At 72.6% G+C, this 22598-nt stretch carries 20 protein-coding genes; 7 read left to right on the forward strand and 13 right to left on the reverse strand.

Annotated features, from left to right (window positions below; all coding sequences use genetic code 11):
• Positions 1 to 2: 2 nt before the first annotated feature.
• The 3 genes from VF746_18285 to VF746_18295 are packed head-to-tail and all read right to left on the reverse strand — an operon-like array spanning position 3 to position 3456.
• Positions 3 to 1118, reverse strand: a complete 1116-nt coding sequence (locus VF746_18285) for a glycosyltransferase (protein HEX8694376.1) — start codon at positions 1116 to 1118, stop codon at positions 3 to 5.
• Between the two features lie 11 nt (positions 1119 to 1129).
• On the reverse strand, positions 1130 to 2392 hold the full coding sequence (locus tag VF746_18290; GenBank protein ID HEX8694377.1) for a hypothetical protein: 1263 nt from the start codon (positions 2390 to 2392) through the stop codon (positions 1130 to 1132).
• Positions 2389 to 3456: a GNAT family N-acetyltransferase gene (locus VF746_18295; GenBank protein HEX8694378.1), complete on the reverse strand. Its 1068-nt coding sequence runs from the start codon at positions 3454 to 3456 to the stop codon at positions 2389 to 2391. The genes VF746_18290 and VF746_18295 overlap by 4 nt, the downstream gene beginning before the upstream one ends.
• A gap of 321 nt (positions 3457 to 3777) precedes the next feature.
• Between VF746_18295 and VF746_18300 the strand changes: the two genes are divergently transcribed.
• On the forward strand, positions 3778 to 5295 hold the full coding sequence (locus VF746_18300; protein ID HEX8694379.1) for a lipopolysaccharide biosynthesis protein: 1518 nt from the start codon (positions 3778 to 3780) through the stop codon (positions 5293 to 5295).
• Positions 5296 to 5725: 430 nt separating this feature from the next.
• Here the strand turns inward: VF746_18300 and VF746_18305 are convergent, their stop codons facing one another.
• The 9 genes from VF746_18305 to VF746_18345 all read right to left on the reverse strand — a co-directional run bounded on the left by VF746_18305 (position 5726) and on the right by VF746_18345 (position 15560).
• Positions 5726 to 7114, reverse strand: a complete 1389-nt coding sequence (locus VF746_18305; protein HEX8694380.1) for an O-antigen ligase family protein — start codon at positions 7112 to 7114, stop codon at positions 5726 to 5728.
• 26 nt (positions 7115 to 7140) lie between these two features.
• Positions 7141 to 7953 carry a dolichyl-phosphate beta-glucosyltransferase gene (locus tag VF746_18310; protein ID HEX8694381.1) on the reverse strand — a complete coding sequence of 271 codons (813 nt, stop codon included), beginning with the start codon at positions 7951 to 7953 and terminating at the stop codon, positions 7141 to 7143.
• 306 nt (positions 7954 to 8259) lie between these two features.
• A complete protein-coding gene (locus tag VF746_18315) occupies positions 8260 to 9648 on the reverse strand; it encodes a glycosyltransferase family 39 protein (protein HEX8694382.1) in 1389 nt (462 codons plus the stop codon).
• Positions 9649 to 9804: 156 nt separating this feature from the next.
• Positions 9805 to 10737 carry a hypothetical protein gene (locus VF746_18320; GenBank protein HEX8694383.1) on the reverse strand — a complete coding sequence of 311 codons (933 nt, stop codon included), beginning with the start codon at positions 10735 to 10737 and terminating at the stop codon, positions 9805 to 9807.
• Positions 10738 to 10976: 239 nt separating this feature from the next.
• Positions 10977 to 11360, reverse strand: a complete 384-nt coding sequence (locus VF746_18325; protein ID HEX8694384.1) for a hypothetical protein — start codon at positions 11358 to 11360, stop codon at positions 10977 to 10979.
• Positions 11361 to 11805: 445 nt separating this feature from the next.
• Positions 11806 to 13569 carry a hypothetical protein gene (locus VF746_18330; protein HEX8694385.1) on the reverse strand — a complete coding sequence of 588 codons (1764 nt, stop codon included), beginning with the start codon at positions 13567 to 13569 and terminating at the stop codon, positions 11806 to 11808.
• A 55-nt stretch (positions 13570 to 13624) separates the two neighbouring features.
• A complete protein-coding gene (locus VF746_18335) occupies positions 13625 to 14149 on the reverse strand; it encodes a DUF305 domain-containing protein (protein ID HEX8694386.1) in 525 nt (174 codons plus the stop codon).
• A gap of 293 nt (positions 14150 to 14442) precedes the next feature.
• Positions 14443 to 14940, reverse strand: a complete 498-nt coding sequence (locus VF746_18340; protein ID HEX8694387.1) for a HEPN domain-containing protein — start codon at positions 14938 to 14940, stop codon at positions 14443 to 14445.
• The gene (locus VF746_18345; protein ID HEX8694388.1) at positions 14937 to 15560 is read right to left on the reverse strand and encodes a nucleotidyltransferase domain-containing protein; all 624 of its coding nucleotides are present in this window, start codon (positions 15558 to 15560) and stop codon (positions 14937 to 14939) included. Before VF746_18345 ends, VF746_18340 begins: the two co-directional genes overlap by 4 nt.
• Positions 15561 to 15805: 245 nt before the next feature.
• On the opposite strand from VF746_18345, the gene VF746_18350 reads away from it, so the two are divergent.
• The 4 genes from VF746_18350 to VF746_18365 all read left to right on the forward strand — a co-directional run bounded on the left by VF746_18350 (position 15806) and on the right by VF746_18365 (position 19786).
• Positions 15806 to 15958, forward strand: coding sequence for a hypothetical protein (locus VF746_18350; protein HEX8694389.1), 153 nt, complete (start codon positions 15806 to 15808; stop codon positions 15956 to 15958).
• Positions 15955 to 18249 (forward strand): DEAD/DEAH box helicase family protein, encoded by a 2295-nt coding sequence (locus VF746_18355; GenBank protein HEX8694390.1) that lies wholly within the window; start codon positions 15955 to 15957, stop codon positions 18247 to 18249. Before VF746_18350 ends, VF746_18355 begins: the two co-directional genes overlap by 4 nt.
• Before the next feature lie 232 nt (positions 18250 to 18481).
• A complete protein-coding gene (locus VF746_18360) occupies positions 18482 to 19246 on the forward strand; it encodes an SRPBCC family protein (GenBank protein ID HEX8694391.1) in 765 nt (254 codons plus the stop codon).
• Between the two features lie 141 nt (positions 19247 to 19387).
• The gene (locus VF746_18365; protein HEX8694392.1) at positions 19388 to 19786 is read left to right on the forward strand and encodes a surface-adhesin E family protein; all 399 of its coding nucleotides are present in this window, start codon (positions 19388 to 19390) and stop codon (positions 19784 to 19786) included.
• A 355-nt stretch (positions 19787 to 20141) separates the two neighbouring features.
• Here VF746_18365 and VF746_18370 read toward each other — a convergent pair whose 3' ends face one another.
• Positions 20142 to 20336: a hypothetical protein gene (locus VF746_18370; protein ID HEX8694393.1), complete on the reverse strand. Its 195-nt coding sequence runs from the start codon at positions 20334 to 20336 to the stop codon at positions 20142 to 20144.
• Positions 20337 to 20442: 106 nt separating this feature from the next.
• On the opposite strand from VF746_18370, the gene VF746_18375 reads away from it, so the two are divergent.
• Positions 20443 to 21672: a DoxX family protein gene (locus tag VF746_18375; GenBank protein HEX8694394.1), complete on the forward strand. Its 1230-nt coding sequence runs from the start codon at positions 20443 to 20445 to the stop codon at positions 21670 to 21672.
• The gene (locus VF746_18380) at positions 21669 to 22541 is read left to right on the forward strand and encodes a sigma-70 family RNA polymerase sigma factor (GenBank protein HEX8694395.1); all 873 of its coding nucleotides are present in this window, start codon (positions 21669 to 21671) and stop codon (positions 22539 to 22541) included. Before VF746_18375 ends, VF746_18380 begins: the two co-directional genes overlap by 4 nt.
• Positions 22542 to 22598: the final 57 nt, after the last annotated feature.

Below are 22598 nucleotides of genomic sequence, written 5' to 3' on the forward strand. Positions count from 1 at the left end.
CGTCACCGGGAGGAAGGCGAGGAAGCGGCGAGGCCGGCGTAGAGCGACTCGTACGCCGCCAGCCAGGCGTCGGCGCCGAAGCGCGCCTCCAGCCGCGCGCGGGCGGCGGCCGCGCGCCGGGCGGCGGCGTCCGGACCGCGGCGGACGTCGTCGACCGCCGCGGCGAGCGCGGCCGGGTCTTCGGGCTGGACCAGCCGCGCCTCCGCCTCGCCGACCACGTCGGGGACGCCGCCCACGCGGGTGGCGACCACGGGGACGCCCGCGGCAATCGCCTCGAAGAGCACCATCGGCGTCCCCTCGGTGCGCGAGCTGAGGACGAAGGCGTCGAAGCCGGGGAAGAGCGCCGCGGCGCCGTCCATCGCCCCGTGCCAGCGCACCCGGCCCGCCACGCCCAGCCGCTCCGCCCGCGCGCGCAGGGCCCCGGCCTCGCGCCCGTCGCCCACGAAGGAGACGACGGCGTCCGGCAGGAGCGCGGCGGCGTCGAGGAGGACGTCCGGCCCCTTCTCCCGGCTCAGCCTCCCCACCCAGCCGAGGTGGAAGGCGCCGGGGGGGATGCCGAGCCGGGCGCGCGCCTCCTCGCGTCCCAGCGGCCGGGCGGCGCCGTCCCACGCGTTCGGGATCAGGTGCAGGCGCCGCGCGGGGACGCCGCCGCGCCGCAGCCGCTCGGCCAGGGGGCGCGAGACGGCCACCACGCCGTCGAAGCGGAGGAAGGCGGCGCGCTGCAGCGCCTCGTAAAGCCGGTTGCGCGCGCCGCCGCCGGTGAAGCCGTGCACCGTGGTGGCTACGGGGACGCGGGCTCTGCGGGCGGCGCCCGCGTCCACCACGTCGGCGCGGTAGCCGTGCGTGTGCACCACGTCGGGCCGCAGGCCGCGGCAGAGCGCCGCCACCGCCGAGCGCTCGCGCAGGTAGCCGCGGCCGGAGACGACGAGCGGGTGCACGGCGGCCCCCGTCTCCGCCAGCGCGGCGACGAAGGGGTGGCGCTCCGGCGGGCCGTTCGGCTCCAGCACGGCGGCGACGTCGACCGCGTGCCCGCGGCGCGCGAGCCCGGCGGCCAGCGAGCGGACCACCCGCTCCAACCCGCCGTACGGCGCCGGCGCCAGCACGTGCAGCACGCGCATCGCCCCCTCCCTCAGGCCAGCTGGGAGACGCCGCCCCGCCCGCCGCCGGGCGAGGTGGCGGCCGTGTGCCGCATCAGCGCGTCGGCGAAGAACTTGGCGGCCCAGTTGAGCACCTCGTAGCGCCCGTACTCGCCGTCCACCGGCCACGAGCCGGGGATGCCGCCCCGCAGCCCGTCTTCCGGCGCGGCGCGGTTCTGCGTGCGCTTGACGAAGCGGATCGAGCGCGCGGCGGGCTCCAGCCAGCGGCCGTCCCCCGTCACCTCGCGCAGCCGCAGCCAGTTGTTCGCGATCTGCGCCTGGCCGGTGACGCAGCTCCACTCGGCCGCCGGGCGCCAGTCCCGCGCGTAGCGGCCGGACATCCACCCGTCGCCGCCGATCTGCTCCGCCAGCCGCTCCAGGGCGGTCTCCGCGGCGCGCACGAGGTCGGCGTCCTCCAGCACCCGCCCCCCCTCCAGCAGCCCGCGCACCGCGTAGGCGAGCGTGTGCAGGAGCGGGCGCGCCGGGTCGTACAGGCAGCAGCCGGGGAACCAGCCGGACGGGTCCCGCGCGGCCGCCGTGGCGCGCAGCACCCGCGCGGCCGCGTCCACGAACGAGGGCTCGCCCAGCGCGCGCCCCGCCTCGGCCAGGGCCCAGGCGGCGCGCGCGTTGTAGGCGGTGGCGTCGCCGCGGGCGAAGCGCGAGCTCCCCCGCGCGAAGCGCCCGCCCTCCTCGCACCCGGCCAGGAAGCGCGCGGCGCGGGCGGCGGCCGCGGCGAACGCCGCGTCGCCCGTCTCCTCCCACGCGGCCAGCCACCCCAGGATCACCTGCCCGGTGTTGAACGCGGCGGGAGAGGGCGCCTCGCCCACCACGCCGCCCCGCACCGCGCCCGAGGGGAGCTGCACCGCCACCTCCCAGCGCGCCGCGCGCCCGGCCCGTTCGGCCAGCGCGGGGCGGCCCAGCAGGCGGGCGGCCGAGTAGAGGGTGGGGATGATGTAGCCGGTGGTCTCGGGGTACGACGGCTGCCAGCCGGCCGCGCGGAAGTGCGCGTTCCAGGCGAGCGCCCACGCGCGCGCGAAGCCGTCGTCGGGCGTGGCGTCCTGCGCGCGGCAGAGCCAGTCGAGCGCGGCCTCCAGGTGGGGGCCGTGCGCCTCGTCCACCGGGTGGCCCCCGCGGCGGGAGGTCCACGCCTCGCGCAGCGCGACGGGAGAGAGCGCCGGGCTCGCGCGCACCGAGCGCAGCCGCGCCGAGAGCGAGCGCGCGATCCGCAGCGTCAGCGCGGGAGCCGCGGAGCTCACCGCCCGACCCCCGGCAGGCGCGCCATCGCCCGGTGCAGCCACAGGTGCCGCGGCGCCGTTTCCCAGCGCGCCCCGCGGCACTCCGTCGGCCGGGCGCCGAACGCCAGCTTGAAGCGGTGGAGCCCGTGCTGGGGGTGCTCCGCCCGCTCGGCCTCGGCCGGGGCGCCGCCCAGGTTGTAGGCGCGGCAGCCAGCCCCGGCGAAGGTGCGCATGAGGCGCCAGTGCAGCCAGGTGGCGGCGTCCAGCCGGTAGCCCTCTTCGGTCGATCCGCCCATCAGGTAGTAGGCGCACCCGCCGGCCCACCCCACCAGCGCCGCCGCCAGGGGAGCGTCTCCCGCGAACGCCCCGAAGGTGCAGAGGCCCCAGGGCCGCGCGGGGTCGGCGGGGCGCCCGGCCGCGGCGGGCGGCTCGCCCGTGGGGAAGCCGCCGCCCCGGCGCGCGGCGCGCCCCGAGGCCGTCCGCTGCACCCGGGCGAGCAGCTCGACGGCCGCATCGCCGCGAAGCGCGCGCACCGCCCACCCTTCCCTGTCCCCCCGCGCGGCGTGCCGGCGGTGCGTCCGCGCGAGCCCGCGCAGCAGCTCGGCGGGGTCGGCATCGAGCGCGACGACGTACTCGCGCCGCTCCCGCGCGGGGAGGGCGCCGCCCGGCGGGTCCGCGCGGTACCCGGCGTCGAAGGAGTCCATCACCACCTCGGCCGCCCCCCGCGCGGCCAGGAACGACGCCAGCCCGGCGGCGGCGCGGTCGCGGTCCACCCCCGGCGCCGCGGCCGGCGGCGCGGCGAAGCGCACATGACGGGAGCGGCGCGACAGGCGGCAGCGGGTGGCCGCCCCCACCGCCACGGCCAGCGTCCGCCCGCCCTGCTCCAGGCGGGCGTAAACGGGCGTCCCCGCGGGGAGGCTCACCTCCAGCGCGTGCGGCGAGTGGAAGAAGGTGCCCCCGCACGCCGCCAGCGCGTCCTCCCAGTCGCCCGGGGCGACAGGGGTTGCCTCCCAGCGCGCGGACGGCTGCCGGGTAGCGCGGGGAGCGGGAGCGTCGGGGAGGAGCAGGGCCGAAGACGAGTCCACGGGGACCGATGTCCGCTGGGTGGGAGGAGGGGCCGGACCGCGGGCGCGCGGGACGGGAGGCGCGCGCCAGGCGCCGCAGTGGCAGCATACGTGCCCTGCCTCGGGCGGACGGCGCCTGCGCGGGCGTGGCTTCGCGCGTGGCGAGAAGACGCGCCGCCGCTGTCCGCGCGGGCGATCCGCGGTCTCCCGTGCCCGGTCCCGGCGCCACGTCGAGTCCGGACGCTGCCGATGCGTCCCGCCGGGTGTGGCGCCCGCGCAACACGGCGTCCGCCGACCGACCCCGAGCACCAACCCTTTTCCCGATCGACGGCTCCTCCCCGGATGACCCCTCCCACGCTCGCGGTGCCCCAGGCAGGGACGGCCGCCCTCGACGCGCCCGCTCCCGCGCGGCAGGTCTCGCTCGACCTCTCGCTGGTGCGCGGGATCGCCTGGACGGGCGGGGTGAAGTGGGCCAGCCAGCTGCTCACCTGGGCCTCCACCCTGGTGGTCGCCCGCATCCTCACCCCCGAGGACTACGGGATCGTGGGGATGGCGACGGTGTTCGTGGGGCTGGTCACCATGGTGAGCGAGTTCGGGCTAGGCGCGGCGGTGGTGGTGCTGCGGGGGCTGGACCCGGGGCAGGTGCGGCAGATCAACGCGCTGTCGGTGCTCCTGGGCGTCGCCAGCGCCGCGCTCGTCTGCGCCGCGGCGGTGCCGCTCAGCCGCTTCACCGGCACCCCGGAGCTGGTCGGGGTGCTGCTGGTGATGAGCCTGGGCTTCGTGGTGGCCGGCTTCCGCACCGTCCCCGACGCGGTGCTGCAGAAGGAGCTCGCGTTCCGCACCCTGGCGCTGATGGAGGGGGTGGGCGCCATCGTGATGGCGCTGGTCACGGTGCTGCTGGCCCTGGCGGGCGCCGGGTACTGGACGCTGGTGGGAGGCACGCTCTTCGGCGGGCTGCTCTCGGCCGGGATGGCGGTGGCGCGGCGGCCGCACGGCTTCGCCCGGCCGCGGCTGTCCGCGGTGCGCCAGGCCGTCACCTTCAGCGGCCAGCTCCTGGTGGCGCGCCTGTCGTGGTACCTGTACTCCAACGCCGACTTCATGGTGGTGGGCAAGGCGCTGGGCGAGCGCGCGCTGGGCGCCTACACCCTGGCGTGGTCGCTGGCCAGCATCCCCATCGGCAAGGTCAGCGCGACGATACTGCGCGTCACCTCCGCCTTCTTCGCGGCGGTGCAGGACGACCGGGCCGCGCTGCGCCGCTACCTGCTCACCATCACCGAGGGGGTGGCGCTGGTCACCTTCCCGATGACGCTGGGGCTGGCGCTGGTGGCCGACGACCTGGTGCTGCTGGCGCTGGGCGAGAAGTGGCGCGGCGCCATCCTCCCCCTGCGGCTGCTGGCGCTCTACGCCTCGATCCGCTCGGTGACGCCGCTCCTGCCGCAGGTGCTCACGGCCGTGGGCGACGTGCGCTTCACCATGCGCAACAACGTGACGGCCGCCCTCCTCCTCCCGCTGGCCTTCGTGCTCGGCACCCGCTGGGGAACCACGGGCGTGGCGGCCGCGTGGATGCTGGCGCACCCGCTGGTGCTGGCCCCGCTCTTCGCGCGCGTCTTCCGGCGGCTGGAGCTGTCTCCCGCGGCGTACCTGCGGGCGCTGGGCCCCGCGGCGAGCGGCTGCGCGCTGCTGGGAGCCTGCGTGTGGGCGGCGGCGCGCCTGGCGCCCGCCGCCTGGCCGCTCTGGGCGCTCTTCGCCGCGCAGGTGGCCGCCGGCGCGGCGGGGTACGCCCTCGCCGTCCTCGCCCTGCACCGCGACCGCCTGCGCGCGTTCCGCGGGGCGCTGCGGGAGGCGCGGGGGAGTGCGTGAGTGCGTGAGCGCGTGAGTGCGTGAGTGCGTGAGTGTGAAAGTGCGAAAGTACGGGGTACGAAGTACGACTTCTCGCCTGAGTGGTCGACGTCATTCCGGAACCTGGTGTTGCTGTCATCCTGAGGCCCGGACACACGGAACCAGCATCCGCCCGAATGCTTGCAGGGCCGAAGGATCTACTCGCCTTGCCAGGTGGGTTGGGCGCGGCAGCGGCACGGATGCCCGCCCGCTCATCCCCCGATCGCCAGGCTGTTCATCCTGATCCGGTATCAGGCGGAGTCAGCGGAGAAATACTCTGCTGATTCTGCGTGAGGAAAGGCGTTCAACGGACCCGGTATCGCACTGAAAGCAAAAGGGAGCAGGAGACGACACCCGTCGCCTTCTGCTCCCGCTCTTCATTCCCAAGGATCCGCGAGAGGCCAGATCGTGGTCAGGCCGCCCGGGAGCCGACCACCAGGCCGCCGCGGCCCAGGGGGCGGCGCGCGCTGGGGGGCCGGGGCTCGGCGGCGGGGGCCGCGCCGGCGCCGGAGACCGCGGAGAGGCCGGCGACCAGGGCCAGGATAGTGTAGAGGTAGGCCGAGTAGCCCTGCGAGAGGAAGAAGCCCGCGACGCAGTAGCCCACCAGCGTGGCGGTGAGCGCCTGGCCGAGCGCGGCCGCGTCGGGCACCGAGCCGTCCGGCGCGCGCGAGCGCCCCAGCGCGCGGGTGGCGCGGAAGGCGGCGAAGAGCAGCAGCAGGAACGCCAGCAGCCCCGGCACCCCCAGCTCCGCCCCCACCTGCACGAACGAGTTGTGCGCGGCCGACCACTTGAGCCCCTGCCCCAGCTCCTGCCGCCCGGCCAGCGGCGAGATCCTCCCCTCGGCCACCGGGAAGTTGGCCGCCCCCACCCCCAGCAGCGGCCGCTGCAGCATGTACCCCATCCCCCGCTTCCACACCTCCACCCGGCCCGTCTCGCGGTTGCCGCCCCAGTTGTAGTCCTCCTGCGGCCGCAGGATCGTCTCCATCTTCTTCCAGTAGCCGCTCCCGCCGGCCACCGCCAGCACCAGCATCACCGCGCCCAGCGCGCCCAGCCGCTGCGCCTTCGGCACCGCGCGGAAGCCCACCAGCATCGTCCCGAAGACCGCCACCAGCCCCAGGAAGCCGCCGCGCGAGCCGGTCTTGATGATGGTGACCACGAACAGCCCCATCGCCGCCACCGCCACCAGGCGCAGCAGCCAGCGCGACCCCGGGCGGGTGAGGTACACCAGCAGGGGGAAGGTGCACACCACCAGCATGGCCAGGTCGTTGGCGTCGTAGTACACCAGCCCCCCCAGCCGGCCGTCGGGGCCCACGTCGTAGCGGACGAGGATCATCACGCAGTAGAGGGCGCCCCCCACCACGTGCACGGCCACGAAGCGCTCCACGTCGGCCACCGAGCGCACGGCGCAGAGCAGGAGGACGGCGAAGAGCACCGTCTTCAGGTGGTCGTCGGTCAGGAAGCGAAAGCTGTTGCCCGGGAAGATGCCGGCCGGCACCGAGAGGACCGCGACGGCCAGGAAGGCGAGCGCCCAGCGGAACACCGGGTGCCTGAGCCGCGCGGGCGCCAGCCCCACCGGGCCCAGCAGGAAGAAGCCCAGCGCCAGGAGCGAGGAGAGGATGGCGGGGCGGAACTTCCCCAGCAGGGGGAAGAGGTCCTGCACGCGCCAGACGAAGGTGAGCACCATCACGACCAGCGCCGCGTGGTACGGCGTCCACGGCGCCGCCGCGGCGCGCGCCGCGGCCCGGGGCCGGGGCGCCCGCGCGGGGGCGGCGGGGGCCGCGAGCGTGGCGGTGGTCTGCATGCGGGAGGGTCCCGGGAGGGCGGCGCCTAGACCAGCGCCGGCGGCTCGGTGGCCGCGCGGGCGAGCGGGAGCGGGGCGGGGCGCTCCAGCAGCGGCGCCAGGTGCGGCCGGGCGTAGCCGCCGCGCAGGAGGCGGGCGCGGATCGCCACCAGGTCGGCGGCCATACGCAGCGAGTCGGTCACCAGGTTCACCTGCGAGCCGGGGCGGTGCACCCAGTTCACCGGCACCTCGTCCACCCGGTAGCCGCGCAGCCGCGCCATCAGCAGCACCTCGACGTCGAAGCTGTAGCGGTTCATCCGCATGCGCGTGAACAGGTCCTGCGCGGCGGCGGCCGTGAAGAGCTTGAAGCCGCACTGGGTGTCGCGGAAGCCCCGCACCGCCAGCGCGCTCACCAGCAGGTGGAAGACGCGGCCGATCACGCGGCGGTGCAGTCGGGCCTTCACGCGCACCTGGTCCGAGGCCATGGCGCGGCTGCCGATGGCCACGTCGGCGCCCGCGTCGAGCGCCGCCTCGAGCCGCTCCAGCTCGGCCATGGGGGTGGCGCCGTCGGAGTCCATGAAGAGCACCCGGGCGCCCCGCGCGTTCACCACGCCGGTGCGCACGGCGTAGCCTTTCCCGCGGTTGGCGGGGAGCCGGATCAGGCGCAGCTCCGCGATCTCGTCGGCGAGCCGGCGCACCAGCGCGCCGGTGCCGTCGCGGCTGCCGTCGTCCACCGCGATCAGCTCGGCGCGGCGCCCGCGCGAGCGGAGGTAGGCGGCGGCCTCGCGGAGCGTGGGCTCCAGCCGCGCCTCCTCGTTGTAGGCGGGGACGATCACCGAGAGGTCGAAGGGCCCGTTCATGCCCGCCGCGGGGGCAATCGCGGTGCCCGCTCCCACGGGGAGAAAACCCAGGTGCCGCAACGGTTTTTCTCTCTCCTCCCGCTGCCGGATGTCGCCCCGCCGTCGCCGGTGTTGCGGCCGTGCCACAGGAAAGTGCGAAGTGCGAAGTGCGAAGTGCGAAGTGCGAAGTGCGAAGTGCGAGAGCCCAGCAGGCGAGGATCACTCGACGGTCGAGGACCCACTCGCTTCCCGGATCAATTCGCTACGGGCATCAACCGCCCGGCGCGGATCCACGCACTTCGCACTTCGCACCTCGCACTTCGCACTCTATCCCCTGCACCGCCACACCTCCACCCGGTACACCCGGTAGTCCCAGCGCGGGCGCTCGTACGCCATCTCCCGGCGGCAGTGCCCGTCCAGCCACGCCGCCGCCCGGCCGCCGCCGTCGCCGACGATCCCGTAGCGGCGCACCGACGTCACCACCCACAGGTCCCGCTCCGCGGCCAGGTAGCCGTCCAGCCGCCGGGGGTCGGTCAGGAGCCACAGGCCGCGCAGCGAGGGCGCGTAGTGCTGCTGCACCACCACCGGCCAGGTGGCCACCGCCACCCGCGGCGCCGTGCGCTCGATGTGCCGGAACGCGGGGCGGTAGTCGAAGCGCATCCCGTCCGACAGGTGCGACGCGGTCCCCGGGAGGACGGCGGCGGCCAGCACGGCGGCCAGGGAGAGCGCCACCGCCCGCGCGCGCGGCCCCGCCCGCTCGGCCGCGAGCTGCACCAGCGCGCCCGCCGAGACGAAGCCCAGCGGGAGCGCGGCGATCGCGTAGTCGGCGTACACGTCGGTGCGCGTGGAGGCGGCCAGCAGGAGCACGATCGACGAGAGCCCGCCCACCAGCGTCATCGCCCCCCAGCGGCGCCGCGCCGGCTCGCGCTCGGCCAGCAGCAGGAGCGCGCCCGCCAGCGCCGCCACCGCCACCGCCGGCGTCAGCCACTCGACCATCGCGGGCACCAGCCGCGCGCTGGCCGCCCACCCCCGCCCGCCCCAGTTGCGCACCGCCTCCTCGCGGCCGGTGAGCTCGAGGAGGAGCGCGAAGGCGGCCAGCGCGGCCAGGAACGGCCCCCAGAGCAGCGCCCACGCCCTCCGCGAGGGCCAGCGCCACCCCGGCCGCCCGCGCGCGTCCACCAGCGTCACCCCCAGCGCGGCGCCCGCCGCGGGGAAGAGGAAGGTGGGGTGCGTGAGCATCCCCGCCACCAGCACGGCCAGCGCGGCCAGCAGGTGGCGGGGGCGGTCGGTCTCGCAGCCGCGCGCCAGGGCCAGGTAGAACGCCGCCGCCAGCAGGAAGAGGAGCGACCAGTAGCGGGCCATCCCCGAGGCGTGCAGGTGCCAGGGGGCGACCGCCACCAGGAGCCCGGCGGCCAGCCCCGCCGCCGGACCGATCAGCCGCGCCCCCGCGCGCCAGACGAGCCACACGCCCAGCAGCCCGAAGACGAGCGGCATCGCCCGGAGCGCCACGGGCGTCTCCGGCGCCAGCCACGAGAGCGCGTGCTGCAGGAGGAAGTAGAGCGGCCGCGCATCGATCCCCGGCAGCAGGGGGACGTCCCAGAGCAGGCGCGACTCCTGGATCGTGTACAGCTCGTCCTGCTCGAAGGGGAAGCGCGCCAGCCCCGGCAGGCGCAGCGCCGCCGCGAGCGCCACCAGCGCAAGCGGCGCCAGGCGCATCGCGAGTCCGGGGCGAGCCCGCTCAGCGCGGGTCGCGCCGCCGGAAGCGCGAGACGGAGGGGCGGGCCGCGGCGGGGGCGGCAGGGTCGCCGGGCCGGCCGGGGAGCTGGGATCGGGCAAGCGGTTCCTCCAGGGGAGGGAGAGAAAACGGGCGGCTCAGCGGGGCGGGTGGAGCCCCCAGGGGTCGGGGTAGCGGGAGCCGTCCACCACCTCCCAAGGCCCCCAATCGATGTACATGGCCGCGGGGGTGCTCCGGTTCTTGTTGGCGCCCAGCTCCACGCCGCGCACCCGCGGCGTGGGCGCGCCGGAGATCTCCACGCCCGCGTAGACCCACGGGCCCGGCGCCACGCGCCCGTCCGCCGTGAGCCGCCGCCGCCACCAGTGCTGGCGGGCGGTCTCGGGGCCGGTCTTCTCGTAGTGCACCACGAACTCCCACCACTGGCCGTCGCGCCACTCGGTGGTGATGCGGCCGAAGTCGCCGCCCCCCGCCAGGATGCGCTTGCGGTAGGGGAGCCACCGTCCCTCGCGCGAGGCGGCCACCACCAGCACGTACTGGTCGACGTTGGTCAGCTCGATCCCGCCGCGGCCGTCGTAGCCCTCCCACAGCCAGAAGGCCAGCTTGTAGGCGTTGGCGTATCCGGCCGGGCCGGGCCCCACCGTGGTCCACCCCGGCGACCAGCGCATCCGCCAGCGGAACCACATCCGCTCCAGCGGCTCGGGGAGGCGCGCCTGCATGCGGGGCGCGAACCCCGTCTCGGGCGAGGCCGCGAAGGTGACGCGCGCCGCCCGCCCGAAGAGCGGGTCGGGCACCAGCTCCACCCAGCGGTGCACGTCCTCGCGACGGAACCACCAGAAGCGCCGCGCCGCGCGCAGCTCGTCCAGCGAGCGGTAGCCGCGCCAGTCGTCGCCCGCCACGGCCGTGTACCCGCCCGGCCGGGCCGGCGCGGCCGCCTGGGCCCCCGCCCCGCCGGCGCCGCCCAGGAGCGCCGCCAGCGCCAGGAGCGCCCCCCGCGTTGCGCGCGCGCAACAGCGCCGCGACGGCAGGCGGGGGCGCGCGGGCGGCGGCGGAGCGGGGCGGCGTGCTCGCATCTGTCGGCGGGAGTTGCGGTTGCGGGATCGTCCCGCCCGGCGCGCGGAGAGCGCGGCGCCCCGGGCGTCACCGAGAGGAATGCAACCGCGGCGCCGCCCGTTTCGGCGTGGGCGGGGCGACCACACAGAACCGGCGGAGTCGGCGGAGAATCGCGGTGCGCTCCGCCGGCAGAAACAAAGACGCTCCGGACCGCGAGAGGTCCGGAGTGTCTCGTGCAAAGGCCAGGAAGCCGGAAAGATCACACGGGGCGGCGCCGCACGCCGTCGATCCAATCCGGCGGATCGTTCTCCCGTCTTCGATGCAGGGTCTCCACGACGCCGGTGATCACGAGCACACCGTATTCGCGGTCCGTCCCGTCCAGGCCCTCCAGGAGGTTCGCGAGCGAGACGGCCGCCACGTCCGCGGAAACGCCGACCACCACCGGTGCGTAGCGCGCGTACCAGTTACGGAACTTGACAAGCGTGGCCCTGTGCGGCTGCGAGCCTTTGAGGAAGAGGGCGAGCCCCCGGGGAGATATCCCTACTTCGCGGGCCACCTGCCGCAGGGATGTGCGATCGATCGCCAGCCGGAATACCCGGCGCAGCACGTCGAGAGACACGATCGACCCGGAAGGCTCGCTCAAGCGGGCCTCCCGGGCGGCGTGCGCCGTATACTCTGCGTACTTGAATTCGCTTTACACTCGCCACTTTACCTCGGCCTGGCGAGGAGCGCAAGGAGGTTTTGCGCCGTCCACGCAACAAGCGCGAAAATGAACGGAAAATCAGGCCCAAGGTGACCGGGGTGGACAGGGTCCGGCGCGAAATTCCGCGGGACAGGCCGTATACTTCGCGTACTTCCGCCGGACCGACCGCCGGGTACGGCGCGGGGCTTCCCCTGCCTCATCCCCGGATTCGGCGAGACGCTTTTGCAGAACCAGCGGAGGTCAGAAGGAGGGGTTTCTCTGCTGACTCTGCGTGAGGCCTGCTGTTTCCGAACGCCGAGACAGGCGATGGGGCCAAACGAAACGCACCGCGAGCATCGTCGCCCGCGGTGCGTTTCGATCCGAGTCCTGCGTCCGCGCGCGACCCTCAGCGCCCCGCGCCGGCCAGGTCGCGGACGACGCCGGCCAGCGCCCGCACGCGGGCCGCGTCGGCGGAGCCCGCCGCGTCGCTCTCGAGCTGGGTGGCCAGCCGCGTGAGCGCGTTGCGCCGAGCGACTCCGCGAAGCCGCTCGGCCTGGTCCAGGTCGCGCGCCACGCGGGTGACCCGGGTGCCGGAGAGGCCGCGGCCGCGCGTGAGCTGGTCCAGGTAGGCGCGCGCCACCACGAAGCTGGCGGGCCAGGAGAGCTTCGTCTGGTGCTGCGGGTTGAAGGACTCCATCCGCACCAGCTTCGCCGCCTCGAGCTCGTTCTGCGACAGGTGCTCGCCGGGCTGGAGCCGGAACACGTCGAGCCCGCGGCCGATCTCCGAGGCGTAGATGTAGCCGTTGTACCAGTACGCCGACCAGAACCCGCCGATCGCCGGCCGGTCGGTGGTCATCGGGCCGCGGTCGAAGAAGGCGATCTCCACCGGGTGCGCGGGGTCGGTGAAGTCGAAGACCGAGACGCCGCCCTGGTACCACGCCTGCACCATGATGTCGCGCCCCGGCACGGGAACGAGCGAGCCGTTGTGCGCCACGCAGTTCTCCAGCGCGGTCTGCGCCGCGGGCATCTTGTAGTAGCCGGCGAAGCTCAGCTCGCGTCCCGTGAGCGTGAAGATGGCGTCCGCCCCCCACTCGCGCCGGTCGCCGGCCTGGCAGCGGGGAGACACGCCGCCGCCCCACTCGTCGGTGTAGATCACCTTGCTGCCGTCGTTGTTGAACGTCGCCGAGTGCCAGTAGGCGAAGTTGGGGTCGAACACCTCCTCGACCCGCCGGGGGTTGGCCGGGTCGCTGATGTCCAGCAGGATCCCGTTCCCCGCGCACGCCCCGGCGCCCAGGCCCAGCTCCGGGTACACGGTGATGTCGTGGCACTGGTTGGTCTGCGCCGTCTCCTGCGTCCCCGGGCGCTGGGCGCCGCCCTGCCAGAGCCCGGCGACGTTGCCGGTCTGCGGGTCGGCGAAGATGCGCGGCGTGTTCACCACCCGGGCCTGCTGCGGCGCGGCCAGCGGCACCTTGATCACCTCGATGCGGAAGTACGAGGTGTTGGGGTCCTCCTGCGGCGCGCGCCCCGAGCACCCCGAGAGCTCCTGCGCCGGCCGCACCGGGCTGGTGCCCTGCACGTAGATGTAGACGTTCTCCCGGTCGCGCGGGTCGGTCACCAGCGTGTGCGTGTGCGAGCCCCGGCAGGTCTGCACGGCGGCCACCTGCCGCGGCCGGTCCAGGTCGCCGATGTCGAAGATGCGGACCCCCAGGAACCGGTCGGCGCTGATCGAGTCCGCCACCCCGGACGAAGCGCAGTCGGCGCGGCCGCGCCGCTCCTCCACCGACACGAAGAGCAGGTTGCGGTAGACGGAGACGTCGCCCTGGCCGCCGGGGCACACGTGCGTCTTGCGCAGGGTGGGATTGGCCGGGTTGGAGATGTCCCACACCTGGAAGCCGTTGTAGCCGCCCAGGAAGAGGAGGTTGCCGCGGAAGGCGAGGTCGGCGTTGGCGAAGCTGAAGTCGCCCATGTTGGCCGCGTTGAAGAAGCCGGCCGGGCGGTCGCGGTGCGCCACCAGCTCCATGCCGCGGGCGGCCGTCGCGGCGTCGCCCCAGCCGCCGCGCAGCCCCACCCGCGGGTCCTGGGGCTGCTGCGCGCCCGCCGGGCCCGCGGCGGAAAGGAGCCCGGCCGCGAGCAGCGCGGGCCAGGCCAGGGCGGTCGTCTTGGATCTCATACGCGTTCCGTGTGAGGGGTGAGACGGTTCCGGCTGTATCTCTCGCGAAAGCCCGTCAGCGCCGGCGGGGAGCGGGCGGCGGTCCGCCCAGCATCCTGCGCATGCGCGCGATCTCGGCCCGCTGGTCGGCGTCGACGTCGGACGCGATCTGGAAGACGTCGGAGTCCTGCGCGGCGCCGGAGCGGGAGAGGAGCTCCGCCACCATGGTCAGCGCGCCCTCGTGGTGGCGGATCATGAGCTCCAGGAAGAGCCGGTCGAACTCCGCCCCCGTGGCGGCCGACAGCCGGGCCAGCTCCTCCGGGGTGAGCATCCCGGGCATCTGCGCGTGCCCGCCGCCGGCCTCGTGGTGCGCGTGCCGCGCATCGGGAACCGGCTGTCCGTGATCCCGCAGCCATTGCCGCATGCGGTCGATCTCGGTCTGCTGCGAGGCCGTGATCCGCTCGGCGAGGAGCCGCACGTCCTGGCGGCCGCTGCGCTCGGGGACCAGGCGCGTCATCTCCAGCGCCTGCGCGTGGTGGGCGATCATCCCCGTCATGAACCGCACGTCCGCCTCGTTCGCCCCGGGCCGGGGCACGGGCACGGTGTCGGCTCTCTCCGCGGCGGCGGGCGGGGGGCTCGCCGCGCCCTGAGCAGCGGGCTGGACGTCCGCCGGTGCAGACTGGCGGGCCGCGCTGCCGCACGAGACGAGAGCGACGGCCGCAAGCACGCCCGCGGCCGCCGTCCATCGTGACGGCGTCCGCATGCGACGTACGCTCCCTGCGGGACGAGCGGATCTGCGCCCGGGCGACATCATGCTTCGCATCGCCTGCACAATGGGATTCTCGTAAACACCTCGCAAGACGCCATCCGGAATCCACCCAGACGGTGTTGCAGTCAGCACTGTGAATCGTGAGGTGTCGAGGGCGCGGCGAGCCGGTCGGCCAGGGCGGGTCGCGAGGTTTTCAGCCAGCGATGAACCTGTTGCAGGAGCCGCGCAACCTGCCTTCGCGCGTTCTCCAGATCTTCCGGCTCCAGCTCTTCCTCGTCTCCATACATCGCGATGTGCCGCCCCCCGCGAAGGCCCTGCATGGCATCGGCGGCCCGCTCGAGCTCCTCGTCACCGAGCGCGCCGAGAGCGAAGAACGTCACGTGATGGTGCCCGCCCACCGCCCCGCGCGGCCGGTAGCCCGCGCCGCGGAGCACTGCCGTGGCCGCTCGGAACGCCGCCTGGTAGACGTGGATGAACGCACCCGCGACGCTCAGCCCCGGCACCGAGGCATCGGACCACTCGCGAAGCGCGGCCGCCCAGATCGTCGCCACTTCGGCGTCGTCGGCCGCCACCGCTTCGAGGCTCCGTGCTTCGAGCAAGCGGTCGATCCGCTGCTGGTTCACGCGGCCACCGTCCCCAGCCGGTCCTCGTCACCCACGACCCACCGCTTCGGCCCGGCGAGGATGCGCCGGAGGACCGCGTTCCCCGCCCCGAGCTGCCGCTCCAGCTTCTCGCGCGTGTAGGTGCGGACCTCCACCGGTCGGCCGAGCAGCACCGACGCCTCGGCCGCCCCGCGGCCGAGGCGCGCCTCGGCGACCCGGTCGCCGACCACCATCACGTCGACATCGCTGTCCTCGCGGGCGTCTCCCCGCGCGAAGGAGCCGAACACGAACGCGGCCTCGATCCCCTCCACCCCCGCGATGGCTTCCTCCACGACCTCGGCCGGGTCCGCGAAGTCGCGGATGAGCTGCCTCAGCGCCTTCCATCCCGGGTGTGCCTGGGCGGCGCGGTACAGCACGCGCGGCCCCTCCGCGACGCGCTCCACGAGCCCGCGCCGCTCCAGCCGCTGCAGCTCGCGATGCAGGGAGCTCATCGAGAGACCGCAGTGGCGCTGAAGTGCACGCACGTGCTCCGGCTCCTCCCCGTGCAGCGCGAAGTGCAGCACCAGCCGGGCGAAGGCGGGCGACGCCAGCACCTCGCCCAGGCCTCCGGGCTCCGCCTCCTTCACTGATTTTCGGTGCATGGCGGCACTCTCTCCTGGCAGTTGTTCCAAAATTTGGAGCAACTAATCGTATTCGTCAAGGATTGCTTTACCGCGTTCAGCAACGTGCATCTCAAAGGTGACTGGTCGACACCGGGGTTGATAAAATGCACAGAGTGCACAGATTGAGTAGCGGATGACCACCCGCCATCTGTGTCGGATTACCCGCCAACCGATATAGGAAGCCCCCAGAGGAGCAGCGTTGACTTCCACGCGAGACCAGTTGCTTGCGCAAATCGCCGCTGAAGAAGCTCAGCTTGTACAACTCGACGATCAACGGGCGGCGGCGCGTGCGCGCCTGGTGGCACTGCGGCAGCAGCTTACCACCTCCGCTGACCCGGCCGCGGCTCCTGGGCTTCCGCTTCTCGCTGGAGCAGTGATCCCCACCACCCCCGCCGAGAAAGTGAAGCTCTTCCGCTCGCTCTTCCGCGGACGCGAAGACGTCTTTCCCACGCGATTCGTCAGCAGGAAAACAGGTAAGGCAGGCTACGCGCTCGCCTGCAACAACAAGTTCGTGCCCGGAATCTGCGGCTTACCTCGGATCAAGTGCGGTGAGTGCCCGAACCAGGCTTTTGTCCCTGTCGGTGCCCGAGCCGTCCTGGACCACCTGCAGGGGCGCCACGTGATGGGAGTCTACCCGCTCCTTCAGGACGAGACCTGCTGGTTTCTGGCGGTGGACTTCGACAAGACGGGGTGGAAAGACGACACCGCCGCATTCGTGGAGACCTGTCGCTCGGCCGGCGTGCCGGTCGCGATCGAACGCTCGCGCTCGGGGAACGGCGCACACGCCTGGTTCTTCTTCACGGCGACGGTCCCGGCGAGCGTCGCCCGAACGATGGGCTCCTATCTGATTACCGAGACGATGGCGAGGCGCCACCAGCTCGGCATGGAGTCCTACGACCGCCTCTTTCCCAACCAGGACACCCTGCCGCGCGGCGGTTTCGGAAATCTCATCGCGCTGCCCCTCCAGTACGAGCCGCGCAAGGAAGGCAACACCGTCTTCCTGGACGACGCGTTCGAGCCGTATCCCGACCAGTGGGCGTTTCTCGCATCGACACCCCGGATCGAAACGGACACGGTCGAGGCGATTGCCCGGGAAGCGACCCGCCGCGGCCAAGTCGTCGGCGTGCGTCTCGCCGAGCCCGCGGACGACGATTCCGCAGCGCCGTGGGCGCGCTCGCCGTCGGGACGCTTCCCTCGCACCCCGATCCCAGGCCCGCTGCCGAAGGAAGTGCGTGCGGTGCTCGCGCAGCGGTTGTTCATCGACAAGACAGGGCTCCCCTCGCCACTGCTCAACCAGATCAAGCGGCTCGCGGCATTTCAGAACCCGGAGTTCTACAAGAAGCAGCAGCTGCGCCTCTCCACGGCGCTCACGCCTCGCGTGATCGCCTGCGCCGAGGAATTCCCGCAGCACATTGCTCTCCCACGGGGATGTCGTAGCGACCTCGAAGCGCTTCTGGAACAACATGGCGTTGAACTCGTCGTCGACGACCAGCGCCTCGTCGGCGATGCGGCTTCATTCCGCTTCCACGGGGAGCTCACTCCGGTTCAGGATCAGGCCGCGCGCGAGCTTCTGCGTCACGACATCGGCGTGTTCGTCGCGCCGCCTGGGATCGGCAAGACCGTCCTCGGCACGTACCTCATCGCCGAACGTGGGCGGAGCACCCTCGTGCTCGTGCACCGCCGGCCGCTCCTCGACCAGTGGATCGCGCAGCTCTCGACGTTCCTCGACCTCGACGAAAAGGACGTGGGACGGATCGGCGGCGGCAGGCGTGAGCCGAACGGCCGCCTGGACGTCGCGATGATCCAGAGCCTGGTCCACAGGGGAAGCGTGGATGACATCGCGGCAACATACGGCCATGTGATCGTCGACGAGTGCCACCACGTGCCCGCCGTGTCGTTCGAGCGGGTGCTCTCCGAGATCAAGGCCCGATACGTCGTGGGATTGACGGCCACACCCCACCGCCGGGATGGACATCATCCCATCCTGGAGATGCAGCTCGGGCCCGTAAGGTTTTCCGTGGACTCGAAGCATCACGCTGCGCGGCGGCCTTTCGACCACCGCGTCGTAATGCGCGATACGGCTTTCCGGCTGGATAGCGCCGCGGCCGGAATGGGCATCCAGCAGATCTACCAGGCGCTGGCGGAGAACGAGGCACGCAACAGTCTCATTCTCGACGACGTGGTTGCTGCCCTGGAGGAAGGGCGCTCACCAATCGTGCTGACCGAAAGACGGGACCACCTGGAGTACTTCGCCGAGCGGCTGCGGGGCCTAGTCCCGAACCTGATCGTCCTTCAAGGGAAGATGACCGCGAAGGAACGCCGTGACTTCAGCGCGAAGCTCGCCGACATTCCGGACGCTGAGAGGCGCCTCGTCGTGGCAACTGGCCGGTACATCGGCGAGGGCTTCGACGACACGCGGCTCGATACGCTGTTCCTCGCGATGCCAGTCTCCTGGAAAGGGACGCTCGTGCAGTACACGGGGCGCCTGCACCGATTCCATCCCGGAAAAGCGGAAGTCCGCGTCTACGATTACGTCGACCGCGAAGTACCGTTGCTGAGGCGTATGTTCGAGAAACGACTGCGCACCTATCGCACAATCGGCTACGCCCTGGAAGAGTTGCAACTCCAGCACGATCCAATGCAAATCGGGTTGGAGAACCGGCCGTGAAGCGCGAGTCCGCTTTCTTTCCGCCGCTACGGCTTGCGCTGAGTAATTCCAGCAATCAAGGACTCCCTAGGCTCCATCCGCAGCAGTACAAGGGGTGTGGGCATTGACAGCAGGGTATTGAACGCCTACGTGTGAGGCGTCCATCTCCACGGTCTGCGCCATGGCGACGACGCTCTCGTCGCTGGAGCGGACCGTCCCAACCTTGACCCGTCCCCCTGCACCCGGTCACCCGATGGAGATCTCGAAGAGCTTCGTGGTGAACGCGCCGGCCGCCGCCGCGTGGGAGTTCCTCACCACGCCCGCACGCGTGGTCCGCTGCCTCCCCGGCGCCGCCCTCGGCGAGGCGGTGGACGAGCGGACGCACGCCGGCACCATCAGCATCAAGGTGGGCCCCGTGCAGGCCAGCTACCGCGGGACGATGCGCTTCGAGCGCCTGGACGCCGAGGCGCGGACGGCCGAGATCGTGGCGTCGGGCCAGGAGACCCGCGGCAGGGGCGGCGCCCAGATGCGCATGACCAGCCGCATGGTGGAGCGCGCGCCGGGCGAGACCGAGGTCCACGTCACCTCGGACGTGCAGGTGGTGGGGCTGCTGGCGCAGTTCGGCCGCGGGATGATTCAGGACGTCAGCGACCAGCTCTTCCAGAGGTTCGTCGACTGCGCCCGCGCGGAGCTGGAGGCCGCCCCCGCCACCCCGACTCCCCCGGAAGCGGTCGCGGTCGCGGCCGATGCCGTCGCGGAGAGCGTCGCCGCTCCGCCGGCCCCCGCTGCCGCCGCGGGTCCCGCGTCGGTCGACGCCGCGCCCGCCCCACGTCCCGCGGCCACGATCCCGCCCGCCGCCACACCGGCCCCCGCGCCACACGCGGCGGAGCCGATCGACGCCCTCTCGCTCGGCGGCGCGGCGCTGGGGCGCGCCGCGGGACGGGCCGCGAGGCGGCCCGTGGTCTGGGCCGTCGTCGTCCTCCTCGTCCTCGCCCTGGTCTGGCTGATCAGCCGCTGACGGGCATGGTGCGGGCAGGACGCTGCCGCGGCATACCGCCGCGGCAGCAGTGCGCAGCCTCCAAACGATGTCAGGCCGCATCCACCAGATCCAGGTGATCAGCGACTCGTGCGAACGTATCCCTTACCAGTGCTCCATGCGATGCTCGTGGTGCCGTTCCTTCTCGGCGCCTGCGCCTCGCGCGCCGCGGCTCCGGAGACGCCGGCGCGGTGGCAGGAAGTGCACCACGTGGGTGGAGCGGCACATTCGATCGACGTCGGCGGCGTGGTCCCCCTCGGGCCGTCGCGATACCGGGTGCTCTACCGCATGAGCCTCGCGTCTCCGACGAGCAATCCCGCCGGCCAGCGGTTCGATCGCCTGCAGGGGCTCAAGGAGTACGATTGTGAGCAGATGCGCGAGCGCTCCCTCACGTTCGAGATGTACTCCGGGGAGCGGCGCATCCAGGGGAGCCGGGATCCCGGTGAATGGGAGACCCCTTCCGGCCCCGCGGGCGACGTGCTCCGGGCGGTCTGCGCGACCCTTGCCGTGCCGCCGAAGTAGACACATCGCGCAAGTGAGCGTTCGACTTCCCAGGACCACCAGGCCGCGGGCGACCTGTCTCGAGGGTCCGACGGGGTACAGGAGGCGTGACGCACATCGACATCCCCATCACACCCGAGAAGGTGTGGAAAATCCTGCACAAGAGGGGAGTGGCGGAGTAGCGAAGGCGGCAAGACCGGTGGGGCGTCGGCGAGAGCAGGTAGCGTTGGCGTGCCCCACCGGGGCGGAGCGGGGCGGCGCTTCGGACTGCAACGGGGGGTCTGCCGCGAAAGGGGCCGTCATGCTTCACGTCGCCCGGCCCTGGGAAGCGTGGTGCCGCCGAACGGCGTACGAGCTCAGCCGCAACCCAAGATCGTTACACGTGATCCTCTGGCTGTGAGCTCGCCGCTTCCGCTTGCAAGTCTGCGATGTTCTGCTTGATCCGGGAAAGCATCGCCGCATACTTGTCCTCGGACAGGCCGCTCATCAAATCAGTGAGTCCTGCTGCGGCCTGTTCGTGAGAGCTGATCGCCTTTTGTAGCGCAAGCTGCTTGTTCTCTTGTGGCTCCATTCGAATTTCCTGTTCGAGGCGGCTGGATACGACGCGACGGGTGACGTCAGGTCCCGGGCAAACGGACGTAGCTTACGCAGCCTCCACCTGCCCTCTCCGCAGGATAATGGGGCGCTACACCGCACCGATCAAGACGAATGTCAGAACCCGGGCTGCCGGACCGCGTCCGCCAGGAGATCCGCGTCCGCCGCCACTCATAGCCGCCGTATCGAGAGGCTTACGTCCACTGGGTGCGCCGCTACGTAATCCATCAAGGAAAGCGGCACCTGGCCGAGTTCGGCGCTGCCCACGTTTCCGAGTTCCCGACCCACCTCGCGACGAAGTCGGTGACGTCATCAACCCGATGATCGTGGCGGGGCAGATCCACGGCGGGTTGACCTGGGCTGGCGCTGTCGCTTTTCGAGGAGATCACGTACGACGAGGAGGGCAACATCCGGGCGGCAGCTTCATGGACTACCTGCTGCCGACGGCGATGGAGACGCCGCGCTGGAAACTGGACAACTCGCCGCACCGCCCGCTGGGCGCCAAGGGCGCGGGCGAGTCGGCCACCGTCGGCGTCCCGCCCGACATCGCCAACGCGGTGGTGGACGCCCTCTCGCACCTGGGCGTGATGCACATCGACATCCCCATCACCCCCCGAGAAGGTGTGGAAGATCCTGCGCGAAAGAGGCGTGGCGGAGTAGCGAGAGGGGGATCAGACGCCCTCCATGGCGTTGCCCCGGATACGAAGCCGCCCGCGGTGGACCACCGCGGGCGGCTTCGTCTATCTGGCTGCGCCGGCAATGCCGGTGCCGAGCAGCTTGCGGGTAAGGTTTTGGGCACCCGGTGGCTCTTACTTGAAGGTCGGTGCCGTGCTCACGAACCGCGCAGGGTATGCGGCCGCGGAGCGCCGGCGCCGCCTCCAGGGCACACGCTGGACCGGAGCTACCTTCAAGGAGGCCACGTGGGAAACCGCTGCCGAATCGCGCTCGACGTGATCCTGTGGGTATTCGCCCTGTTCCTCGCGTGGGTGTTCGCCAGGCAGGGGATCGCCAAGTTCTCCGATGACAGCGGGTGGGCGCGGGCCTTTCGCGCATGGCAGTTCCCGGTGTGGTTCCGGCTCTGCATTGGCGTCGCCGAGACCGCCGCGGCATTATTGCTCCTGACCCGGCGCACGGCCTTCGCGGGCGCGGCGATCATCGTCGCCGTCATGCTCGGCGCGATGGGCACGCACGTCTGGTGGGGTCAGCCCGGCCAGGTAACGAGCGAGATCCTTCCGCTCCTTCTGGCGACCGTCGTCGCGATCGGCCGCCGCAAATCCTTCCTCCTTCGCCAGCGGCGGGATACCCCACCATGAGCGCGAGCGTAGTGGCGGACACGGCGCGACTGGTCGAAACGGCCCGCGATCCGGCCGTTCCCCTGCAGGAGCAGCACCTTGCGTTCACGCGGCTCGTCGAGCAGTCGCAGCACCTCGTGTTCGGCCTCGCCCTCACGCTGCTCCGCGACGGAGACGATGCCAGGGACGCCGTGCAGGAAGCGTTCGCGACGGCCTGGCTTCGCCTGCGCCAGCTCCGCGACCCATCCGCGTTCCCGACCTGGCTGAGGACGATCGTCGCCTCGCAATGCGCACGGCAGCTGCGGCGCCGGGCGCGCCGGCCCGAGGCCGCGGAGCTGCCCCGGTTCGTCGAGGCCGAGAGCCGCCGGGTCGACTACCAGGCCCTGGTCGCATCCGCCGTCGCCGCGCTCCCGGACGGCGAGCGGCAGGTCACCGTCCTCTTCTACTTCCTAGGGTACAGCCAGCCGGAGATCGCCAGGGTACTGCGCCTGAAGCCGGGAACGGTCGCCAAGCGCCTGCATTCTGCCAGGCTGCGGATTCGACATCGGCTGCCGCCGTCGGTGAGGAGCGAGTTCGTGCGGGCTACCCCTTCGCGCACGTTCGCGGAGAAAGTGCGGCTGGGCATGTACGACGAGTACGTCGGCGAGTACCGCTTCGACCGGCGTCCCGACCTCGTCGTCTCGATCGTCAGGGAAGGGGATTCCCTGGTCAGCATTTCCGGCCGGCAGCGCCATGTCCTCGCGTCGCTCGGCGAGGCGTCGCTCGTGACGGGCCGCTACGACGGCGAAGGCCGCTTCGGGCGCAACCGGCAAGGCGAAGTCACCCATTTCGTATACTACGAGTTCGGTGAGCGCCTGGGGGTCGCGTGGAAGACGGACCGCGCGAGGTGACGGCGGCGAATCGGCCATGTATCGGGGGCGGCCGGACCCCCGCGAGTGTCGTCACCC

Source organism: Longimicrobium sp. (assembly GCA_036389795.1).
GTDB lineage: Bacteria > Gemmatimonadota > Gemmatimonadetes > Longimicrobiales > Longimicrobiaceae > Longimicrobium.